This window comes from Paramagnetospirillum caucaseum (assembly GCF_000342045.1).
In the GTDB taxonomy this organism is placed as follows: Bacteria; Pseudomonadota; Alphaproteobacteria; order Rhodospirillales; family Magnetospirillaceae; genus Phaeospirillum; species Phaeospirillum caucaseum.
Genome location: NZ_AONQ01000096.1, coordinates 1 through 13,827, shown reverse-complemented (window position 1 = coordinate 13,827; position 13,827 = coordinate 1). Strand labels below are relative to the sequence as shown.

The following is a 13,827-nucleotide window of genomic DNA, read 5'->3' as shown; positions in this document are numbered from 1 at the left end:
CCCCCCCACGAACTCCACGCCATCTCCGCCCTTTTTCGGTAACGCGTTACCGAGTGTAAGCAGTTATCGCCTGTCTGTGAGCCGACAGTCCCTTGGCTAGGCATTGCAGGTCAGCGCTAGGCCAAACATTCCGACCAGCTCCGCCATCATTCCCAGGATGCAGAGGCCATGTATACGGTGAAACGTATGGCCTGCCTCTGAGCATTGCCCCCGGAACAAGATGGAGGTTCGTGGGTCCTGGTCCTCATAAAACTTTGGGCGTCGAAAGCCACTTACTAAACCAGGATTCCAGGACGCCGAACGACTGCCAAACCATCAATAGGGTCCATACCCACAGACTTAGATTCGGATCAATGAGCGTTGGCAAAACGTTTGTGTCACCGTTATGCATAACGTTTGATATACCGCCTAACCCAACGTTTGACAAACTACAGTTTTAACGAACCTCGAGGCACTTCTTTCGTCTCAAAACAGACTATAAGTGGACTTCCAAGCATCCCTATAACCTCTGCAGACGAGGATCCCTCCTTGTGGCCACAATTTTTGAAATCCCAGCCCCTGACAGCTTTGCCATTAATCTCCAACTTCTTTTTCCGATCAGCATCTTTGCGCATCGGAATTCGATTGCAAATCGCCCCCGTAATGCGCTACCAAACAAGCCATGAAATCGATCATCCCATTTGACCGCCCCGTTTGTGGCGAGGACATCATCAACCTACGAGAGCGCCTTGGCATATCAGTCAGCGACATGATGTGGCTGCTTGGCCTAACGGCGGCCCACTGGGGCGAAATCACAAGCGACAAGACCAATGAATCCGGACAGAAAAAATATACGGCACCGGTTGCAGACCCCGCCGTCGCATTGTTAGCCCGTTGGCTTGATGCCCATATCGACGATGCCGCGCGTCTTGTCCCAACATGGCCCACACCAAAAGAGCTATTCGATCGCCTAAAGCAGTACCCAGAATCCCCCTCCATGGGTACCATCGACCGTAAGCGACTTGGCCTGTGCCTAGGCCGGGACGCCACAACCGGATCGCGTTGGTTGATGAAAGATAGAGCCGATTCCGGCACGCCGGCAAACATTGACCGCTTGCTGTATTTCGTCACCAGCGCCATCGACGATAGAGGGGCCGATGCCTGGGTCGAGTACCGGCGCCTAGCCCAACATGAGGCCAGCCTACGCGGCGAACCTAACCTGGATCAAGCGCCCGGCTGGCCTTCGGCTAAATCTAGCTGACCAAAGAGCTCCTTCGTCGCCTTAAAATGATTTGATGAGAGAGTGATCTACGAGTGGGGCGGCGATCAGGTAGATCATCGTCGCGAAGGTTGTGATGACGGCGACCTTGGCCTTCTTGGCGCCGATGCGATTATCCAAAAAATCCGCTACGACTCCGCACTGCTCACTTTCAACTCAGGCTCATCCCACTTCCCTGCGACGGCTTCCCAGCGGTCAATCCGTGCCTGGAATTCCGGGTCGTCAAACCTCATGTGAAACGTGTAGAGCCGATTGACGATCTCCTTCATCAGGTCCCGCATCTGGGCGTCGTCAATGTGAGAGACCTCAGGCCAGGGGATTTTCCGCCCATTGGCATCCAGGACGACCACGTCAGAATAGTCCCCCGTCTTGGTGACGGGGACCACGCCGGCATGGATATCCTCCAGCTTCGTGTTGCGCACACACATCATGGCCATGACCTTGGCCAGCCTAGCGGCGATCCGTTCTTCGTCCTCTTTTCTCATGACGGGATGGTAGCAGCCTGTCGGCGGGTTGTATCCCCCCACAAACGACGAAGGCGGCCGACCAGGGTTTCCCCCGGCCGGCCGCGATGTTGAAATCTGATAGGGGCTACTTGCCGATCGGCGGTGCCTGCGCCAGCAGGGCCAATCGCAGGGGCGTGGCGATGCCCCATTCGGCGCAGGCATCGGCCAGCGGGGTGGCGAATTTGGCAATATCGGTGGGCCGCGCCGCCGGGAGGGCGACATGCTGGGTGTCTGCGGTCAGCATTGGCACCTCAGTTGACGTGGACGCGGGAATCCTCGGCGACGGGTAACGGTCCTCTGACGGCTGCCTTGTGCGGCGGGGCGAGTTGAGGCCAAGTGGCAAGCATTATGGTGACTTTAATGCGTGGCACGATGACCCAGGTCGAGGTGATCACGTCGGTTCAGCGCCGTCGGCGTTGGAGTGCGGCGGACAAGCAGCAGATGGTGGCGGAGTCGGCGATGCCGGGCCGGACAGTGTCCAGCGTGGCCCGGCGCCATGGGATCGCGCCACAGCAGTTGTTCACTTGGCGGCGGGAGTTGCTGGCGGCCGCTACTGGGATCGCTGATGGTGGTTTTATGGCGATCGCGGTTTCGGAGCCTCCGGCTGTGGTGCCGGACGATAGCGGACGGATGGAAATCGTGCTGCCCACTGGCGTGATGATCCGGGTGGGGCCGGAGGTGGCGACCGAGCCGTTACGCCGGGTGCTGGCGGCTCTGGGATGATCGCGCCGCCGACTTCAACGCGGGTGTGGCTGGCGGCCGGGCACACCGACATGCGCAAAGGCTTTTGACGGGCTGGCTCGAAGGCTCCCAGCTACTTGCGGAGGGGATCAAGGATGGTGTTGTCGAGAATCACCTCGCGGACCCACCCCAAAAATAGTGTATTGCAGCATCAAAATACTTCTTGACTCAGCCTGCGACGTTGTGTGAGGATCCTGGCGTTGATCGTGTTTCGCAGTGAGTTAACGCTATGGCTAAATTTTGCAAACAGAAACCCCATGAGAACGAAAAATATATTAAAGACACCGTAACAGACGAATCCACAACAGGCAAAGATAATCTGCTTGCCGGATTCATCCCTCTGACCGCCGTCGCCAAAGCTCTAGGTGTCTCGAAGCGGACAATGCAGCGCTACCACGCTCAGCGGATTGGCCCTCCCTGCATCAGGATTGGCAATACGTTTCTTTGCCGAATCGAATCCGTTCACTCCTGGCTGATTTCGCGGGAAATCGCCCCCGCCCGGCCCCGCCGCTGAATGTGAAAAAAAATGAAACCTACGCACCAAAATAGCAAATCGAAACAAAAACGCTACTTCGTGAAAGCTGAAGTCTCTCTTGAGGAACGCAACACTCTCGAGAGAATGGCGAAATCATCAGATTTAACCATGTCCGATCTAATTCGCGCTTCATTAAAATCAGCAAAAATCATCGTTAGATCTGACTATAAACAGCAAGCGATATTTCTCGCAAAGATTACAAACTATATTTACCGCATCTGCGAATTTTCGGAGCACAAATTGTCGCCATCGAACCATATAAAAATATTAGAGGGGCTAATAAACCTAGAGCGCACAATCAATAGCCTTGCCAATACAAACAGGGGGACAAAATGATTCTCGGCTGGAGTCACAATATTGCGTCAATCATAGCTGCAGTCAGGTATTCAATATCAGTAACCGTCAGAAAAAAAGACGAATCTGGATATATGGAAAACATCAATAGAAACCCAGCTCCAATACAAATGCGCGGAAACATTCCAAACATGACCAAACTAATACAGTCAATGTCGTTTAAGAAAACATATGCAATGGGGGTTCTGTCATTTGATGAAAATGAAATAAACATCACAAACAAAGACTTTCCAACTACACGCCAACAATCTCAAATAAATGCATTGATTGATACAGTTGAATCCGTAAGTTATGCTGGCATCCCATCAGAATATTGCCCTCAGATGCTGTGGGTAGCTCATACCCACCTGCACCGCCTGGAACTACACTGCATAGCTCCCAAAGCTATATTTACACCATCAAACGAAATTCGGAGTTTTAACTTTGACCCGCCAACAAAGTCCAGTTGGGACCTCTGGACCGGCTTACAAAACAAAATCAACACTACGATGGGATGGGGACCCAGGTCGCATACTTCAGATGTTGCGTTTAAAAAATCAATTGATCGCCGCATCAAGGAGAACACTCTTTTTTTTCAAAAAATAGCTCCACAATACAAACTACAGACTGGATTGGAACCAACAAATGTCGACACGACCATTAAGCGCCTCGCTCGTAGAATCAATAATGAACATCGAAGAGCGGATGACAGTTTTGGAGAGTTACTTAATTCCTCACTTAGAGAGCTTGTCTATGGATGTTCAGAATTTAACACACTTGTATCAAGATTTGATTTTAATGAGCAACGACGAAGAAACATGATTAATGCGATCTACAATCGTACAACCACAAATGACTATTATCCTGACTTTTGACAAGAAAACAATGATGCCAAATAACAAAAACAACAAAGCCGATATCGCGCTTAATTCAGAAAAGTACTTAAGCCACAAAATGAAGCAGCGGGCGCGCGGACAACGTCATCAGAACAAGATGGCAAAGGAGGGCTATCGCAGACTGGTGATGTGGGTTCACGAAGATGATTTTCGCGAGGCCAAGGATGCTGTCAAAGCCATCATCAAAAAGTCGCCAACCCGCCCCATCTACACCGCCTCCAAGACCAATAGGACCTTCTCTCCCACCACTCCAATCGCGCCTGCGCATAGCGTCGATGAACTTCGAGCGGCGATCGAGGAGATCGTCACTGACCGCGGGCCAATTCGACAAGACATTTTGACAACTGCCGTCGCGCGCAGTCTCGGCGCCTTCAAGGCAGGGCAAGCTTTTAAGAGGTCCGTCGCTCCACTGATTGACGGCTATCCAGCCACAAAGGAGGGAGAACACACCTTCGTCTGGCCCATCGGCAGTGACACCACGGCACTTCATGCCTTCAGGGATGCCGCAGGGGAGGACGCCCTGCGGAGCGCCGACGAAATTGCCGTCCAAGAGTTAGCCTCGCTTGCCCTTGAGTTCCTGGCCGAAGGCACTTCCGATGAGGCGATCATCCGTGGCATGGCAACTCGGCTCGGGCTGCAATCGATTAAGCATGGGACACGTTCAAAACTCGAGATGGCTCTTCAGTCGGCCAAGGCCCATGGCGCTACTCGGCAAGGATGACCCTTTCAGATTCTCTTACGCCTTCACCACCGGCAATTCGTCCCAACTTGTCGTGTAGCTCGGCGTCCGATTGTCACAGCGCATCTGCCAGGGTGCGTCTTTTGGGGCGAAGCCGTATCCTACTGCGCCCTTACCCAGCTTGCTGTTGATGCCGTCCACGGCGGCCATGAGCGCCTTGGGCTTCACCCCAGCATCCTGCGGTTGCGAGAACAGGTCGCGGGGGATGTCCTCTGGGCGCACAAGGTCAACCAGGATCACACCTGCCTTCTTGTAGCCATAGCCATCGCGCCATGACGTTTCCAGCCCCCTTAGCGCGGCACCAATAATGTGCGGCGTGGACGATGTCGGCGGCGACAACCGGATCAGGGAGTTCAACGAGAACTGCGGCTGGTCAGGCCGGAACCGGTCGGTATAGGCGAAGACCTGGAGCGCCCCAGCCACCAACCCCTGTCCTCTGATCTTCTCGGCAGCACGGCTGGCAAATGTCACCACGGCATCGCGGACTTGATCAAAGCCCTCCACGGCCTCACCAAACGACCGTGAGCAGCATGTTGTCTGTCTATCCGACGGAGCGGTGTCCAGGGTGTGGACGGGCGTCCCGCGCAATTCCATGACCGTGCGCAGGCCGACCGCCCCCATGGTCTTCTTGATCCAGCCGTCCGACTGTAGTGTCAGATCGTAGGCTGTGCAGATACCGTTGACGCCGCAGTGGGCGGCGTACTGGCGGCCGATGCCCCACACATCTCCGACCGGCGTTTGCTTCAACGCCGCCTCCACCCACTTCGGATTGCCTGTCAGATCAAGCGCCCCGTTGGCCTTCTTGGATTTCTTCGCCAGTCGGTTCGCCAGCTTCGCCAGGGTCTTGGTGGAGCCGATGCCGACTGACACCGGAATGCCGGTCCAGCGGCGTACCGTGGCACGTATCTGTTGGGACCATGCGGTCAGATCGTCCACCGGCAAGCCATCCAGATCGAGGAAGCATTCGTCGATGCTGTAGACCTCTGCGCCGGGGGAGAATGTCGCCAGCACCGACATGACCCGCTCGGACATATCACCGTACAGCGCATAATTGGACGACAACATGACCAAGCCGTGGCTCTCGACCAGATGTCGGAGCTTGAAGGCGGGGGCGGCCATATCCACGCCAATGATCTTGGCCTCGGCGGATCGGGCCACTGCGCAACCATCATTGTTGGACATGACGATGACCGGCTTGCCCTCAAGCGCCGGGTTGAACACCCGCTCGCAAGAGACATAGAAGTTATTGCAGTCCACCAGGGCGTAGACCGCCATCGTCGATCACCGCTTGGTCATGGCCGACACGGCATAGGTGACGACGCCCCAAATCTGGACGCCGTCGTCGGGATCAACCGGGAAGCTAGGATAATCTGGGTGGGCTGAAGCTAGTTCCCAACCGTCCTCGACCTTCCGCAGCGTCTTCACCGTCAGCCCACCGTCCAGGGTGGCCACAACGATGTCGCCATCGTGGGGCTGTACAGAACGATCCACCACCAGCAGATCACCGCTGTGGATTCCAGCGCCGGTCATGCTGTCGCCATCGGCCTTGCAGAAGAATGTCGCCGCCGGGCGCTTCACCATCAATTCGTGGAGGTCGAGCTTACCTTCAAGGTGGTCATCGGCTGGCGACGGAAACCCGGCGGCCACCAGGGCTGAATAGATCGGCGCGCTGGCCTCGGACGGAGCGAAGCCACGGCTGGATGCCTGACATGTGCCGGGCGGAAGTGGGGCACTGAGTTTTGATGCGAACATCATGAGAACGTAACGCATCATCTGGAGACATTCAAGCCGACCGACTTCCTTGTCAGGCCGCTACTAACATCGGGGTGGACTGCCAAGTTGGCCCGGCCAGTTGACAAAAAAGCAACCCTCACATCGCCGTAGCACTAAGGGCGTGTCGTCAGCTAGGTGATTTTCCCAATGGGGGGAAGCCAAGTCGTCGAGGTGCTGTTCTGGATAAGCCGACAACACGCGCTACATCACTACGTCATCAGGCATTTCAATTTCAGTGTTGTTGGCGCCACATGAAGAATCAGGAGCGCCTAGCAACAATTACTAATGTGATCCCCGCAATAACAACACTCAGACATCATGGTTGTTAAGTAAATTAATTAATTAATTAATTAATTAATTAATTAATTACTTATCTTCTTTTTTTCTCGCAGCCTCAGCCTTAAGGCCAAGATCGATTAGATATCGGATGGCAACCGAATCTTTTTTCATGCGCCTGGAAAACTGGAAATCCTCGATCTCCCGCCACGTACTTGCAGGCAGGGAGACAGTTTTCCGGACAATGGCGTCTGCTTCGTCGCTCATCAACTCTCTATACAGACAATGCACCAAAACTGCAACGGTGCAAATTGCCTATTGCGCGTTCGCACCAGTGGTGCTATGGTGCATTTCATCAGTTCACCAAACGGCCGAGCCAGGCGCTACCAACACCCGGCTCGGCCTACGACCCCCACAATGGAGTGAGCCATTATGACGATCGATACCCCCCAGTTTATCCCCAATAACAGCAGTCTGCCCAGCCTGTCGTCCATCCTGACCGATCCCCACGAGGTTCTGCCGCGCCTGATCCATTCGCAATTCAGCGGTTTGCCACGTGCCTATCAAGATAGCGCCATGTTGGCCGAGGCTCTCAATGACGGATTCATCGCTGTCGATACCGTCGTCCTTCCGTGGTGCCCGATGCTGGAGGAATCTTTAATCGACGAAATTCTGGCGGATGAACCCTCCCGCCATGAGTCGTATGGCCATCGCCAACTCAAGGTTCTCGGCCGCATTCTGGCACTGGCATCGGCCCCCGACAGCATGCTGGAGCCTGAGGCGCCAGCTACGTCCGGCCGTTATCCGCTGCGGGCTGACCTTATTGTCTGGCATGCGACTGGCGTATCCGAGACTTACGAGTGTGGTGCAACGGATGGCCGCTCCATCATCGAGCAGTTGATGGACGGCCAGGTCCGCGTGACCATTCTGCCCTACGCCGGTCTGGGCATGCCCTTCATTCATGGGTACAGCTTCCGGATGGCCGAAAACCCTCCCCATAAGGCGCCGACCGCCGTAGACGGTATGCGGGCATGGGACCAAATCCTTGCTGCGCGTCCGACCACGGTTCCGGCCATTCACACTCTGTTGGCTTGATTGGAGGTCACCATGATTTTGTTCGATTCGACACCGATCACCGTCAGCCATATCAGCATTGTACAGGCTATCTTGGGCATCAATGCATCCAACATGTCATGGCTTCTTGGAGTCACTTGGGCCAAATGGAGTTCGATACAGCGCTATATTCGTCTCTCTCCTGATCGTCTTGCTGACCCGCGTCACGCAATGATTCTGCGTTGGATGATCCGGCACCCCATGGCTTCGCCGACACTGCAGTCGCCACCTGCTGGAGATTTTCTCGGCCGCCTTCGTGGCGCATACGGCCCCATCACCGCCAAGAGCTATTCGCTTACAATGGGCTGGGATGCCTCAGCTGGCCATCGTTGGCTGTGTGGAGCTCCAATCGGACCGGCAGGACGTCAGGCGCTGTCATTACTTGACAGTTCATGCCCAGAACGATTGGCCACTAACTGGGGAGATTGGCGCAATAACGCCAAGCTGGAAGCTGGCCTACGCAACATCGATCTCGACAAGGCATTGGGCTGGACCCCAGCTCGCAACCAACGGAAGGAGGATACCGAGTGACCGCCAAAGCATCACCAAACATTACCTGACGCTCCGGCACTCCGTCTGGGCGCACCGAAAATCCGCCCATTGGAGGCAAAAATGAAAAACTCCCATCCCCCTACCACAACGTCGGGCTTCGCCAAGCTCGGCACTGACGAAGACACCGAATTTAGCGGTCTTGATACTGAGGCCAATCCGCCGCGCCCAAGCGATCCCGGCGACTTGGCTGCGATCCACATGCTCGAGGCCGCATTTGCCGCATCCCCGGATATCAAGGATCTGGCTGGACAAGGCAGTGCTGCCATTATCGTCACAGTCCCTCCCCTTTGGGCCAAGCCAGTCCAAAGTGCCTGGGCGTTCCTTATGATGCAGGACGGCCAGACCATGGCCAACGGCGACAACATCAATTCACTGAGGTGGCGTGATAATGTTGAACCGCTCCATGTTGCATTCATAAGGGAAGACGCTGGGGATTCTAAAAAAATGCCGGATGGAGCGGCCATTGTCGCCCTCGCCCTCGGCCATGGAGGCACCGCTGTCGGCTTTGCCCCCAATCCTGAGGCAAGCCTTCCGCCCGCCCTGCTGGCTGCCGCCGACGCGACGATTACACTTCAGCCCGTTGATGCTCGGCAGTTGGCCAATGTGATTGAGGAGATCACCGGCACAGAGCCCAGCGAGGTTATCGCAGATACAATCGCCACCAAGATTTCTCCCGATGATCTCAGGCTGGCGGTGCGAGCCGGCCAAGATGCCGACAGCGCGATTCGCCGTCTCAACTCCATGATTGCCAAGCGGCAGGTTGTACCCGATATCACCCTTGCCGCCCTGGGCGGCATGAATGAGGCCGTGACCTGGGGATACGCGTTGGCCCAAGACCTCGCGGCCTATCGAGCGGGCACTTTGTCATGGGCTGACGTGGATCGTGGTGTGCTGCTGGGCGGTCCGCCTGGGTGCGGCAAGACGACCTTTGCCCGAGCTCTCGCAGGCAGCTGCGGGGTGCCGCTGATTGCGTCCAGCTTAGGCGAATGGCAAGCCGCAGGCCACCTTGGAGATCTCCTTAAAGCTATGCGTCGTACGTTTGAACAGGCTCGTGCAGCAGCCCCGGCGATCCTACTCATCGATGAAATCGATGGCTTTGGCGATCGGGCAAATCTTAGCTCCGCACACAAGGATTACTCGGTCCAGGTCGTCAATGGATTTTTGGAACTGCTCGACGGCGTCGTTGCACGGGAGGGGGTAATTGTGGTTGGCGCCACTAATCACCCCAGTAGCCTTGACCCCGCCATCACCCGTTCGGGGCGCCTGGATCGCCACATCACGATCGGCTTACCGGACGAGGGAGGCCTGACCCAAATCATGCGCCATCACCTTGGCGATTATCTTACCGGCGAAGACTTGTCTGCCGCGGCCAAACTCGCCCTCGGCGGTACCGGAGCTGATGTGGCCCGCTGGGTCCGGGGCGCCAAGCGTCGGGGGAGACAAGGAGCCCGCTCCATGTGCATGGAGGATCTTCTCTCCGAAATCCGGGGCAATGCACCGGACGTGTGCCCTTCCATCCTTCGCCGTTGCGCTGTCCACGAGGCCGGTCACGCCATTGCCATTGCCGCCCTCCATCCCGCGACATTGCGCCATGTCAGCATCAGGCAGACTTCCTCCACGGGAGGCGGCGTGATCAGCCAGCGCCCCGAACTCGACCTGGCGACATCCGCCGATATCGATGAGTTGATTACGATCCAGCTGGCAGGCCGCGCCGCCGAAGAAATTATCCTCGGCACGGCTTCAAGTGGATCCGGCGGTGGAGTCGAGAGCGATTTGGCTAAGGCCACATTGTTGGCCACATCGGCGATTACGGCCTTGGGATTGGGTGGGGCAACGACGCCGATCTGGTCGGGCATGCCGTCGCCCGACACAATCGACATCCTTCTGTCGCGTCGGCCCGACATCGGCCGCCAGGTCGAAGCGCGTCTTGACAGGGCCTATGGCGCAGCCAAGGCTCTGATCACTGACCATTCAGGTTCACTGTCCCTGATCGTCGATAGGTTGATCGAGGTTGAAACCTTGAGTGGGGATGAGGTGCTGGCCCTGCTGTTGCCCGGAACGCCGTCGCCAGACCAGGAGGCTTGCTGATGGGCGCCATGGTCCGAACTTCATGGTCGTCGCCATGATGCGTCAAAAGACGACAGGAAGCGCTAGGTCGGCGCCTGCGGCCGCCAATTTTTACGGACACAGTACGGACACAGATTTTTCGTCGACCACGGGCTTGGAATCAAAAAGCCCGTAACTTATTGAAGTTACGGGCTTAATTTGGTTGCGGGGCAGGATTTGAACCTGCGACCTTCAGGTTATGAGCCATGAGACGCCCCATATCTAGCGCCTTGATCCGTTGACATATTTTTCTGGCTCGCCCTGTAGCCCCTGTATTTCCGCGCTTTTCTGTTGATGTCCTCTGTAAATCGACGCAATGTCACGTCAAACGGCACCATACGGTGTGTTGACACAGTGTTGACAGGAATAGCGCCATGTCAGAACGCATCACCGACGCCATCGCCAAACGGGTCAGCGCGGGCGACCGGCCCCAGGTCTTCTTCTGGGACGCCGACGTGAAAGGATTTGGCCTGCGCGTCACCAATCGCGGGGCCAAGTCCTTCATCCTGGATTACCGCATCGGCGGTCGCCAGCGCCGCATCACCATCGGCAGTTATCCCGACTGGTCGGTGGCCGCCGCCCGCACCGAGGCCGGCAACCTGAAGCGGGAAGTGGACCTGGGCAACGACCCCATGGGCGAGCGCCATGCCGACCGCGCCGCCCCCACCATGCGCGACCTGTGGGACCGCTACAAGCGCGACCACCTGCCGCGCAAGGCCACCCGATCCCAGGCCGACGAGACCATTATGTGGGAGAAGCTGGTCCTGCCCACCCTGGGCAAGCACAAGGTGACGGACGTCACCCATACCGACATCGAGGCCCTGCACCACGATATCACCACCCAGCGCGGCACGCCGGTGCGGGCCAACCGCGTGATCGAGGTGGTACGCCGCGCCTTCAATCTGGCGATCCGCTGGGAATGGGTCGAGAAGAATCCCGCCTCGGGCCAGTTGCGCAACCCGGAAGAGAAGCGCCAGCGCTACCTGTCGCCCGAGGAACTGTCCCGGCTGTCGGCGGCGCTGGCTGCCCACCACGAACCTGTTTCCGCCGACGCCATCCGCATGCTGATGCTGACCGGCGCCCGCAAGAGCGAGGTGCTGGGGGCCACCTGGGAGATGTTCGACCTGGATGCCGGAGTGTGGACCAAGCCCAGCGCCCACACCAAGCAGCGGAAACAGCACCGGGTGCCGGTTTCGGCCAACGCCCTGACGCTGCTGAAGCGGATCAGGGAAACCGCCGAAGGGCCATACGTCTTCCCCGGCAAGGGCGGCGACCAGCCGCTGACCGACGTCAAACGGTCCTGGGCGGCGGTGTGCAAGGCGGCCGACATCACCGGCGCCCGCATCCATGACCTGCGCCATTCCTTCGCCTCGCTGCTGGTCAGCGGCGGCGCGTCGCTGCCGATCATCGGCGCCATGCTGGGCCACACCCAGGTGCAGACCACCCAGCGCTACGCCCACCTCTACGACGAACCGCTGCGGGCCGCCGCCGACCATGTCGGCAAAACCATCGACATGGCGGGAGAGAAAAAGCATACTGCCCACACGGAAACAAAGTGAGAACACTATGCCTATTCTCGACTATGGCATGCTGCTCGGCCCCGGCGCCCTGTACCGTGCGCAGTTGATGGTCCGCACGGTGATGGCATGGCCCGCCGACGAGGCCCGCCGCCGCCAGTACATGGCCACGGTGATGTCGATGCATCTGGCGGAACTGGAGGAAGCTGGAGCCAACCTCCCCGACCCCGCTTCCGGGGAAAGCTGGGAGGACACAATCGAGGCCATCGAGCACGCCGAAGATTGGCATGCCTCCGTCGAACAGCTTGGCGGGTGGTTCGCCGAAGCTGGGGGATACCGCACCGTCGCGGCGGCCCCAGGGTTCGAGGCGTTTACGGCGGATATGGGAAGCCGCCTGGGCGACTGGTTTGCCGCCGGGCTGATCTTGGCCCTGGTGCGTCGCATGGCCACCCACCACCGCGACCTTCCCGGCGGTGCAAGCATCAACAAGGCGGTGTTCATCCTTGAGCGGGTCCACCTCCCCATGGTGCCCCGCAACAGCCATGATTTGCGGCGGGCCTGGAAGACCTATAAGCCGGTGGCCCATTTCTGCGCCGCGTTGTTCGACCTGTTCCTCGAAGCGATGATGATGGGAAAATCGCCGGAGGAATCCGCAGTTCTGATCGATGAGGAATTGAACGAGGAATTCCTCCTGTTCCTGTCCGAAGCGGAAGCATATTTGGAATTCGGCCTGCGTTACCAGCCGCCTCGGACCAAGGGACAATCACTCCTCCCCCATGACGAAACCTGGACGTTTCCCGAATATCGTCCCTGGCCGAACTCCCCCCGCAAGGCGGCCCCGCTGGACGGCGTACTCCTGCGGGCCGCCATGGAATATCGCGCACCGGTTCCAAGTGCCTGACTACTGAGCCTCGACCGCTCACTAGAGAAGGCGATTCCCTCACCAATGTCGGGGAAGTGTTCCTGTCGATATCTGGATTGCCGACGCGGCGTTGCGCCGCTTGGCATGAAAGGAATCGACCATGACGGAGACCTCCCCCGCCCCGGCGGAAACCGACCTTTTCCGCGGCTACGTTGACGAGGCCGAATACTGCCGCCAGCGCGGCATCTCGGTGCGCACCGCCCAGCGCGACCGCCAGCTTCGCCAGTGCCCGCCCTACACCCTGATCGGCCAGCGCGTCATGTACCGCATCGAGGCGGTTCGCACTTGGCTGCTGGAGCGTGAGCGCCAAGTCGAGCGCAAGGCGTCTGCGCCCCGCGCCGGAGGCCGCAAATAATGGCCGCCCCCGACACCGACGCCCTGGCCGACGATCTGCTGATCGGCGCGGCCCAGATCGCCCGCCACATCTTCGGCTCGGACGAGGATCGCTTCACCCGCCGCGTCTACTACCTGATGGGCCGCGCCAAGTGCCGCCTGCCTTCGTTCCGCCTGGGGTTTCAGGTCGCGGCCCGCAAATCCACCCTGCGCCAGTGGATCATCAA

General features: G+C 57.9%; 17 protein-coding genes. 12 read left to right on the top strand and 5 right to left on the bottom strand.

What is annotated here, in order from left to right:
• The first annotated feature begins 661 nt into the window (after positions 1–661).
• A complete protein-coding gene (locus H261_RS21005) occupies positions 662–1,240 on the top strand; it encodes a hypothetical protein (protein ID WP_040477100.1) in 579 nt (192 codons plus the stop codon).
• A gap of 146 nt (positions 1,241–1,386) precedes the next feature.
• On the opposite strand, the gene H261_RS21000 is transcribed toward H261_RS21005, so the two are convergent.
• A complete protein-coding gene (locus H261_RS21000; RefSeq protein ID WP_008621701.1) occupies positions 1,387–1,743 on the bottom strand; it encodes a hypothetical protein in 357 nt (118 codons plus the stop codon).
• A 106-nt stretch (positions 1,744–1,849) separates the two neighbouring features.
• Positions 1,850–2,008, bottom strand: a complete 159-nt coding sequence (locus H261_RS24160) for a hypothetical protein (RefSeq protein ID WP_200860281.1) — start codon at positions 2,006–2,008, stop codon at positions 1,850–1,852.
• A 128-nt stretch (positions 2,009–2,136) separates the two neighbouring features.
• On the opposite strand from H261_RS24160, the gene tnpA reads away from it, so the two are divergent.
• The 4 genes from tnpA to H261_RS20990 all read left to right on the top strand — a co-directional run bounded on the left by tnpA (position 2,137) and on the right by H261_RS20990 (position 4,990).
• Positions 2,137–2,487 carry an IS66-like element accessory protein TnpA gene (tnpA, locus tag H261_RS25080; protein WP_161625060.1) on the top strand — a complete coding sequence of 117 codons (351 nt, stop codon included), beginning with the start codon at positions 2,137–2,139 and terminating at the stop codon, positions 2,485–2,487.
• Between the two features lie 544 nt (positions 2,488–3,031).
• A complete protein-coding gene (locus tag H261_RS26795; protein WP_407636099.1) occupies positions 3,032–3,376 on the top strand; it encodes a plasmid mobilization protein in 345 nt (114 codons plus the stop codon).
• On the top strand, positions 3,373–4,248 hold the full coding sequence (locus H261_RS25075; protein ID WP_152427027.1) for a hypothetical protein: 876 nt from the start codon (positions 3,373–3,375) through the stop codon (positions 4,246–4,248). Before H261_RS26795 ends, H261_RS25075 begins: the two co-directional genes overlap by 4 nt.
• Entirely contained in the window at positions 4,226–4,990 is a 765-nt protein-coding gene (locus H261_RS20990) for a hypothetical protein (RefSeq protein ID WP_008621695.1), read from the top strand. The genes H261_RS25075 and H261_RS20990 overlap by 23 nt, the downstream gene beginning before the upstream one ends.
• A 15-nt stretch (positions 4,991–5,005) precedes the next feature.
• Here H261_RS20990 and H261_RS20985 read toward each other — a convergent pair whose 3' ends face one another.
• The 3 genes from H261_RS20985 to H261_RS25555 all read right to left on the bottom strand — a co-directional run bounded on the left by H261_RS20985 (position 5,006) and on the right by H261_RS25555 (position 7,324).
• Positions 5,006–6,283: a Y-family DNA polymerase gene (locus tag H261_RS20985; RefSeq protein WP_008621694.1), complete on the bottom strand. Its 1,278-nt coding sequence runs from the start codon at positions 6,281–6,283 to the stop codon at positions 5,006–5,008.
• A 6-nt stretch (positions 6,284–6,289) separates the two neighbouring features.
• A complete protein-coding gene (locus H261_RS20980; protein ID WP_008621693.1) occupies positions 6,290–6,781 on the bottom strand; it encodes a LexA family protein in 492 nt (163 codons plus the stop codon).
• Between the two features lie 366 nt (positions 6,782–7,147).
• Positions 7,148–7,324, bottom strand: coding sequence for a hypothetical protein (locus H261_RS25555; protein ID WP_161625059.1), 177 nt, complete (start codon positions 7,322–7,324; stop codon positions 7,148–7,150).
• Between the two features lie 165 nt (positions 7,325–7,489).
• Here H261_RS25555 and H261_RS20975 point away from each other — a divergent pair, with 165 nt between their 5' ends.
• The 7 genes from H261_RS20975 to H261_RS20945 all read left to right on the top strand — a co-directional run.
• Entirely contained in the window at positions 7,490–8,152 is a 663-nt protein-coding gene (locus H261_RS20975) for a hypothetical protein (protein ID WP_008621692.1), read from the top strand.
• 12 nt (positions 8,153–8,164) lie between these two features.
• Positions 8,165–8,701, top strand: a complete 537-nt coding sequence (locus tag H261_RS24155) for a hypothetical protein (RefSeq protein ID WP_081609022.1) — start codon at positions 8,165–8,167, stop codon at positions 8,699–8,701.
• An 81-nt stretch (positions 8,702–8,782) separates the two neighbouring features.
• On the top strand, positions 8,783–10,810 hold the full coding sequence (locus H261_RS20970) for an AAA family ATPase (RefSeq protein ID WP_008621690.1): 2,028 nt from the start codon (positions 8,783–8,785) through the stop codon (positions 10,808–10,810).
• Positions 10,811–11,202: 392 nt separating this feature from the next.
• Entirely contained in the window at positions 11,203–12,387 is a 1,185-nt protein-coding gene (locus H261_RS20960; RefSeq protein WP_008621688.1) for a tyrosine-type recombinase/integrase, read from the top strand.
• Positions 12,323–13,246 (top strand): hypothetical protein, encoded by a 924-nt coding sequence (locus H261_RS20955; protein ID WP_235063001.1) that lies wholly within the window; start codon positions 12,323–12,325, stop codon positions 13,244–13,246. The genes H261_RS20960 and H261_RS20955 overlap by 65 nt, the downstream gene beginning before the upstream one ends.
• A gap of 121 nt (positions 13,247–13,367) precedes the next feature.
• Positions 13,368–13,622 carry a hypothetical protein gene (locus tag H261_RS20950; RefSeq protein ID WP_008621683.1) on the top strand — a complete coding sequence of 85 codons (255 nt, stop codon included), beginning with the start codon at positions 13,368–13,370 and terminating at the stop codon, positions 13,620–13,622.
• Positions 13,622–13,827, top strand: a 206-nt coding sequence (locus H261_RS20945) for a hypothetical protein (RefSeq protein ID WP_008621682.1), incomplete at its 3' end; no start/stop codon positions are given. The genes H261_RS20950 and H261_RS20945, both read left to right, overlap by 1 nt.

Bases quoted from the DNA above. Each gene is read 5' to 3' on its own strand.
- H261_RS20970 (WP_008621690.1), top strand. From the start codon at position 8,783: ATGAAAAACTCCCATCCCCCTACCACAACGTCGGGCTTCGCCAAGCTC.
- tnpA (WP_161625060.1), top strand. From the start codon at position 2,137: ATGACCCAGGTCGAGGTGATCACGTCGGTTCAGCGCCGTCGGCGTTGG.
- H261_RS26795 (WP_407636099.1), top strand. From the start codon at position 3,032: ATGAAACCTACGCACCAAAATAGCAAATCGAAACAAAAACGCTACTTC.
- H261_RS20980 (WP_008621693.1), bottom strand. From the start codon at position 6,781: ATGATGCGTTACGTTCTCATGATGTTCGCATCAAAACTCAGTGCCCCA.
- H261_RS20960 (WP_008621688.1), top strand. From the start codon at position 11,203: ATGTCAGAACGCATCACCGACGCCATCGCCAAACGGGTCAGCGCGGGC.
- H261_RS24160 (WP_200860281.1), bottom strand. From the start codon at position 2,008: ATGCTGACCGCAGACACCCAGCATGTCGCCCTCCCGGCGGCGCGGCCC.
- H261_RS25555 (WP_161625059.1), bottom strand. From the start codon at position 7,324: ATGAGCGACGAAGCAGACGCCATTGTCCGGAAAACTGTCTCCCTGCCT.
- H261_RS21005 (WP_040477100.1), top strand. From the start codon at position 662: ATGAAATCGATCATCCCATTTGACCGCCCCGTTTGTGGCGAGGACATC.
- H261_RS20985 (WP_008621694.1), bottom strand. From the start codon at position 6,283: ATGGCGGTCTACGCCCTGGTGGACTGCAATAACTTCTATGTCTCTTGC.
- H261_RS24155 (WP_081609022.1), top strand. From the start codon at position 8,165: ATGATTTTGTTCGATTCGACACCGATCACCGTCAGCCATATCAGCATT.
- H261_RS21000 (WP_008621701.1), bottom strand. From the start codon at position 1,743: ATGAGAAAAGAGGACGAAGAACGGATCGCCGCTAGGCTGGCCAAGGTC.
- H261_RS20990 (WP_008621695.1), top strand. From the start codon at position 4,226: ATGACTATTATCCTGACTTTTGACAAGAAAACAATGATGCCAAATAAC.
- H261_RS20975 (WP_008621692.1), top strand. From the start codon at position 7,490: ATGACGATCGATACCCCCCAGTTTATCCCCAATAACAGCAGTCTGCCC.
- H261_RS20955 (WP_235063001.1), top strand. From the start codon at position 12,323: ATGTCGGCAAAACCATCGACATGGCGGGAGAGAAAAAGCATACTGCCC.
- H261_RS20950 (WP_008621683.1), top strand. From the start codon at position 13,368: ATGACGGAGACCTCCCCCGCCCCGGCGGAAACCGACCTTTTCCGCGGC.
- H261_RS25075 (WP_152427027.1), top strand. From the start codon at position 3,373: ATGATTCTCGGCTGGAGTCACAATATTGCGTCAATCATAGCTGCAGTC.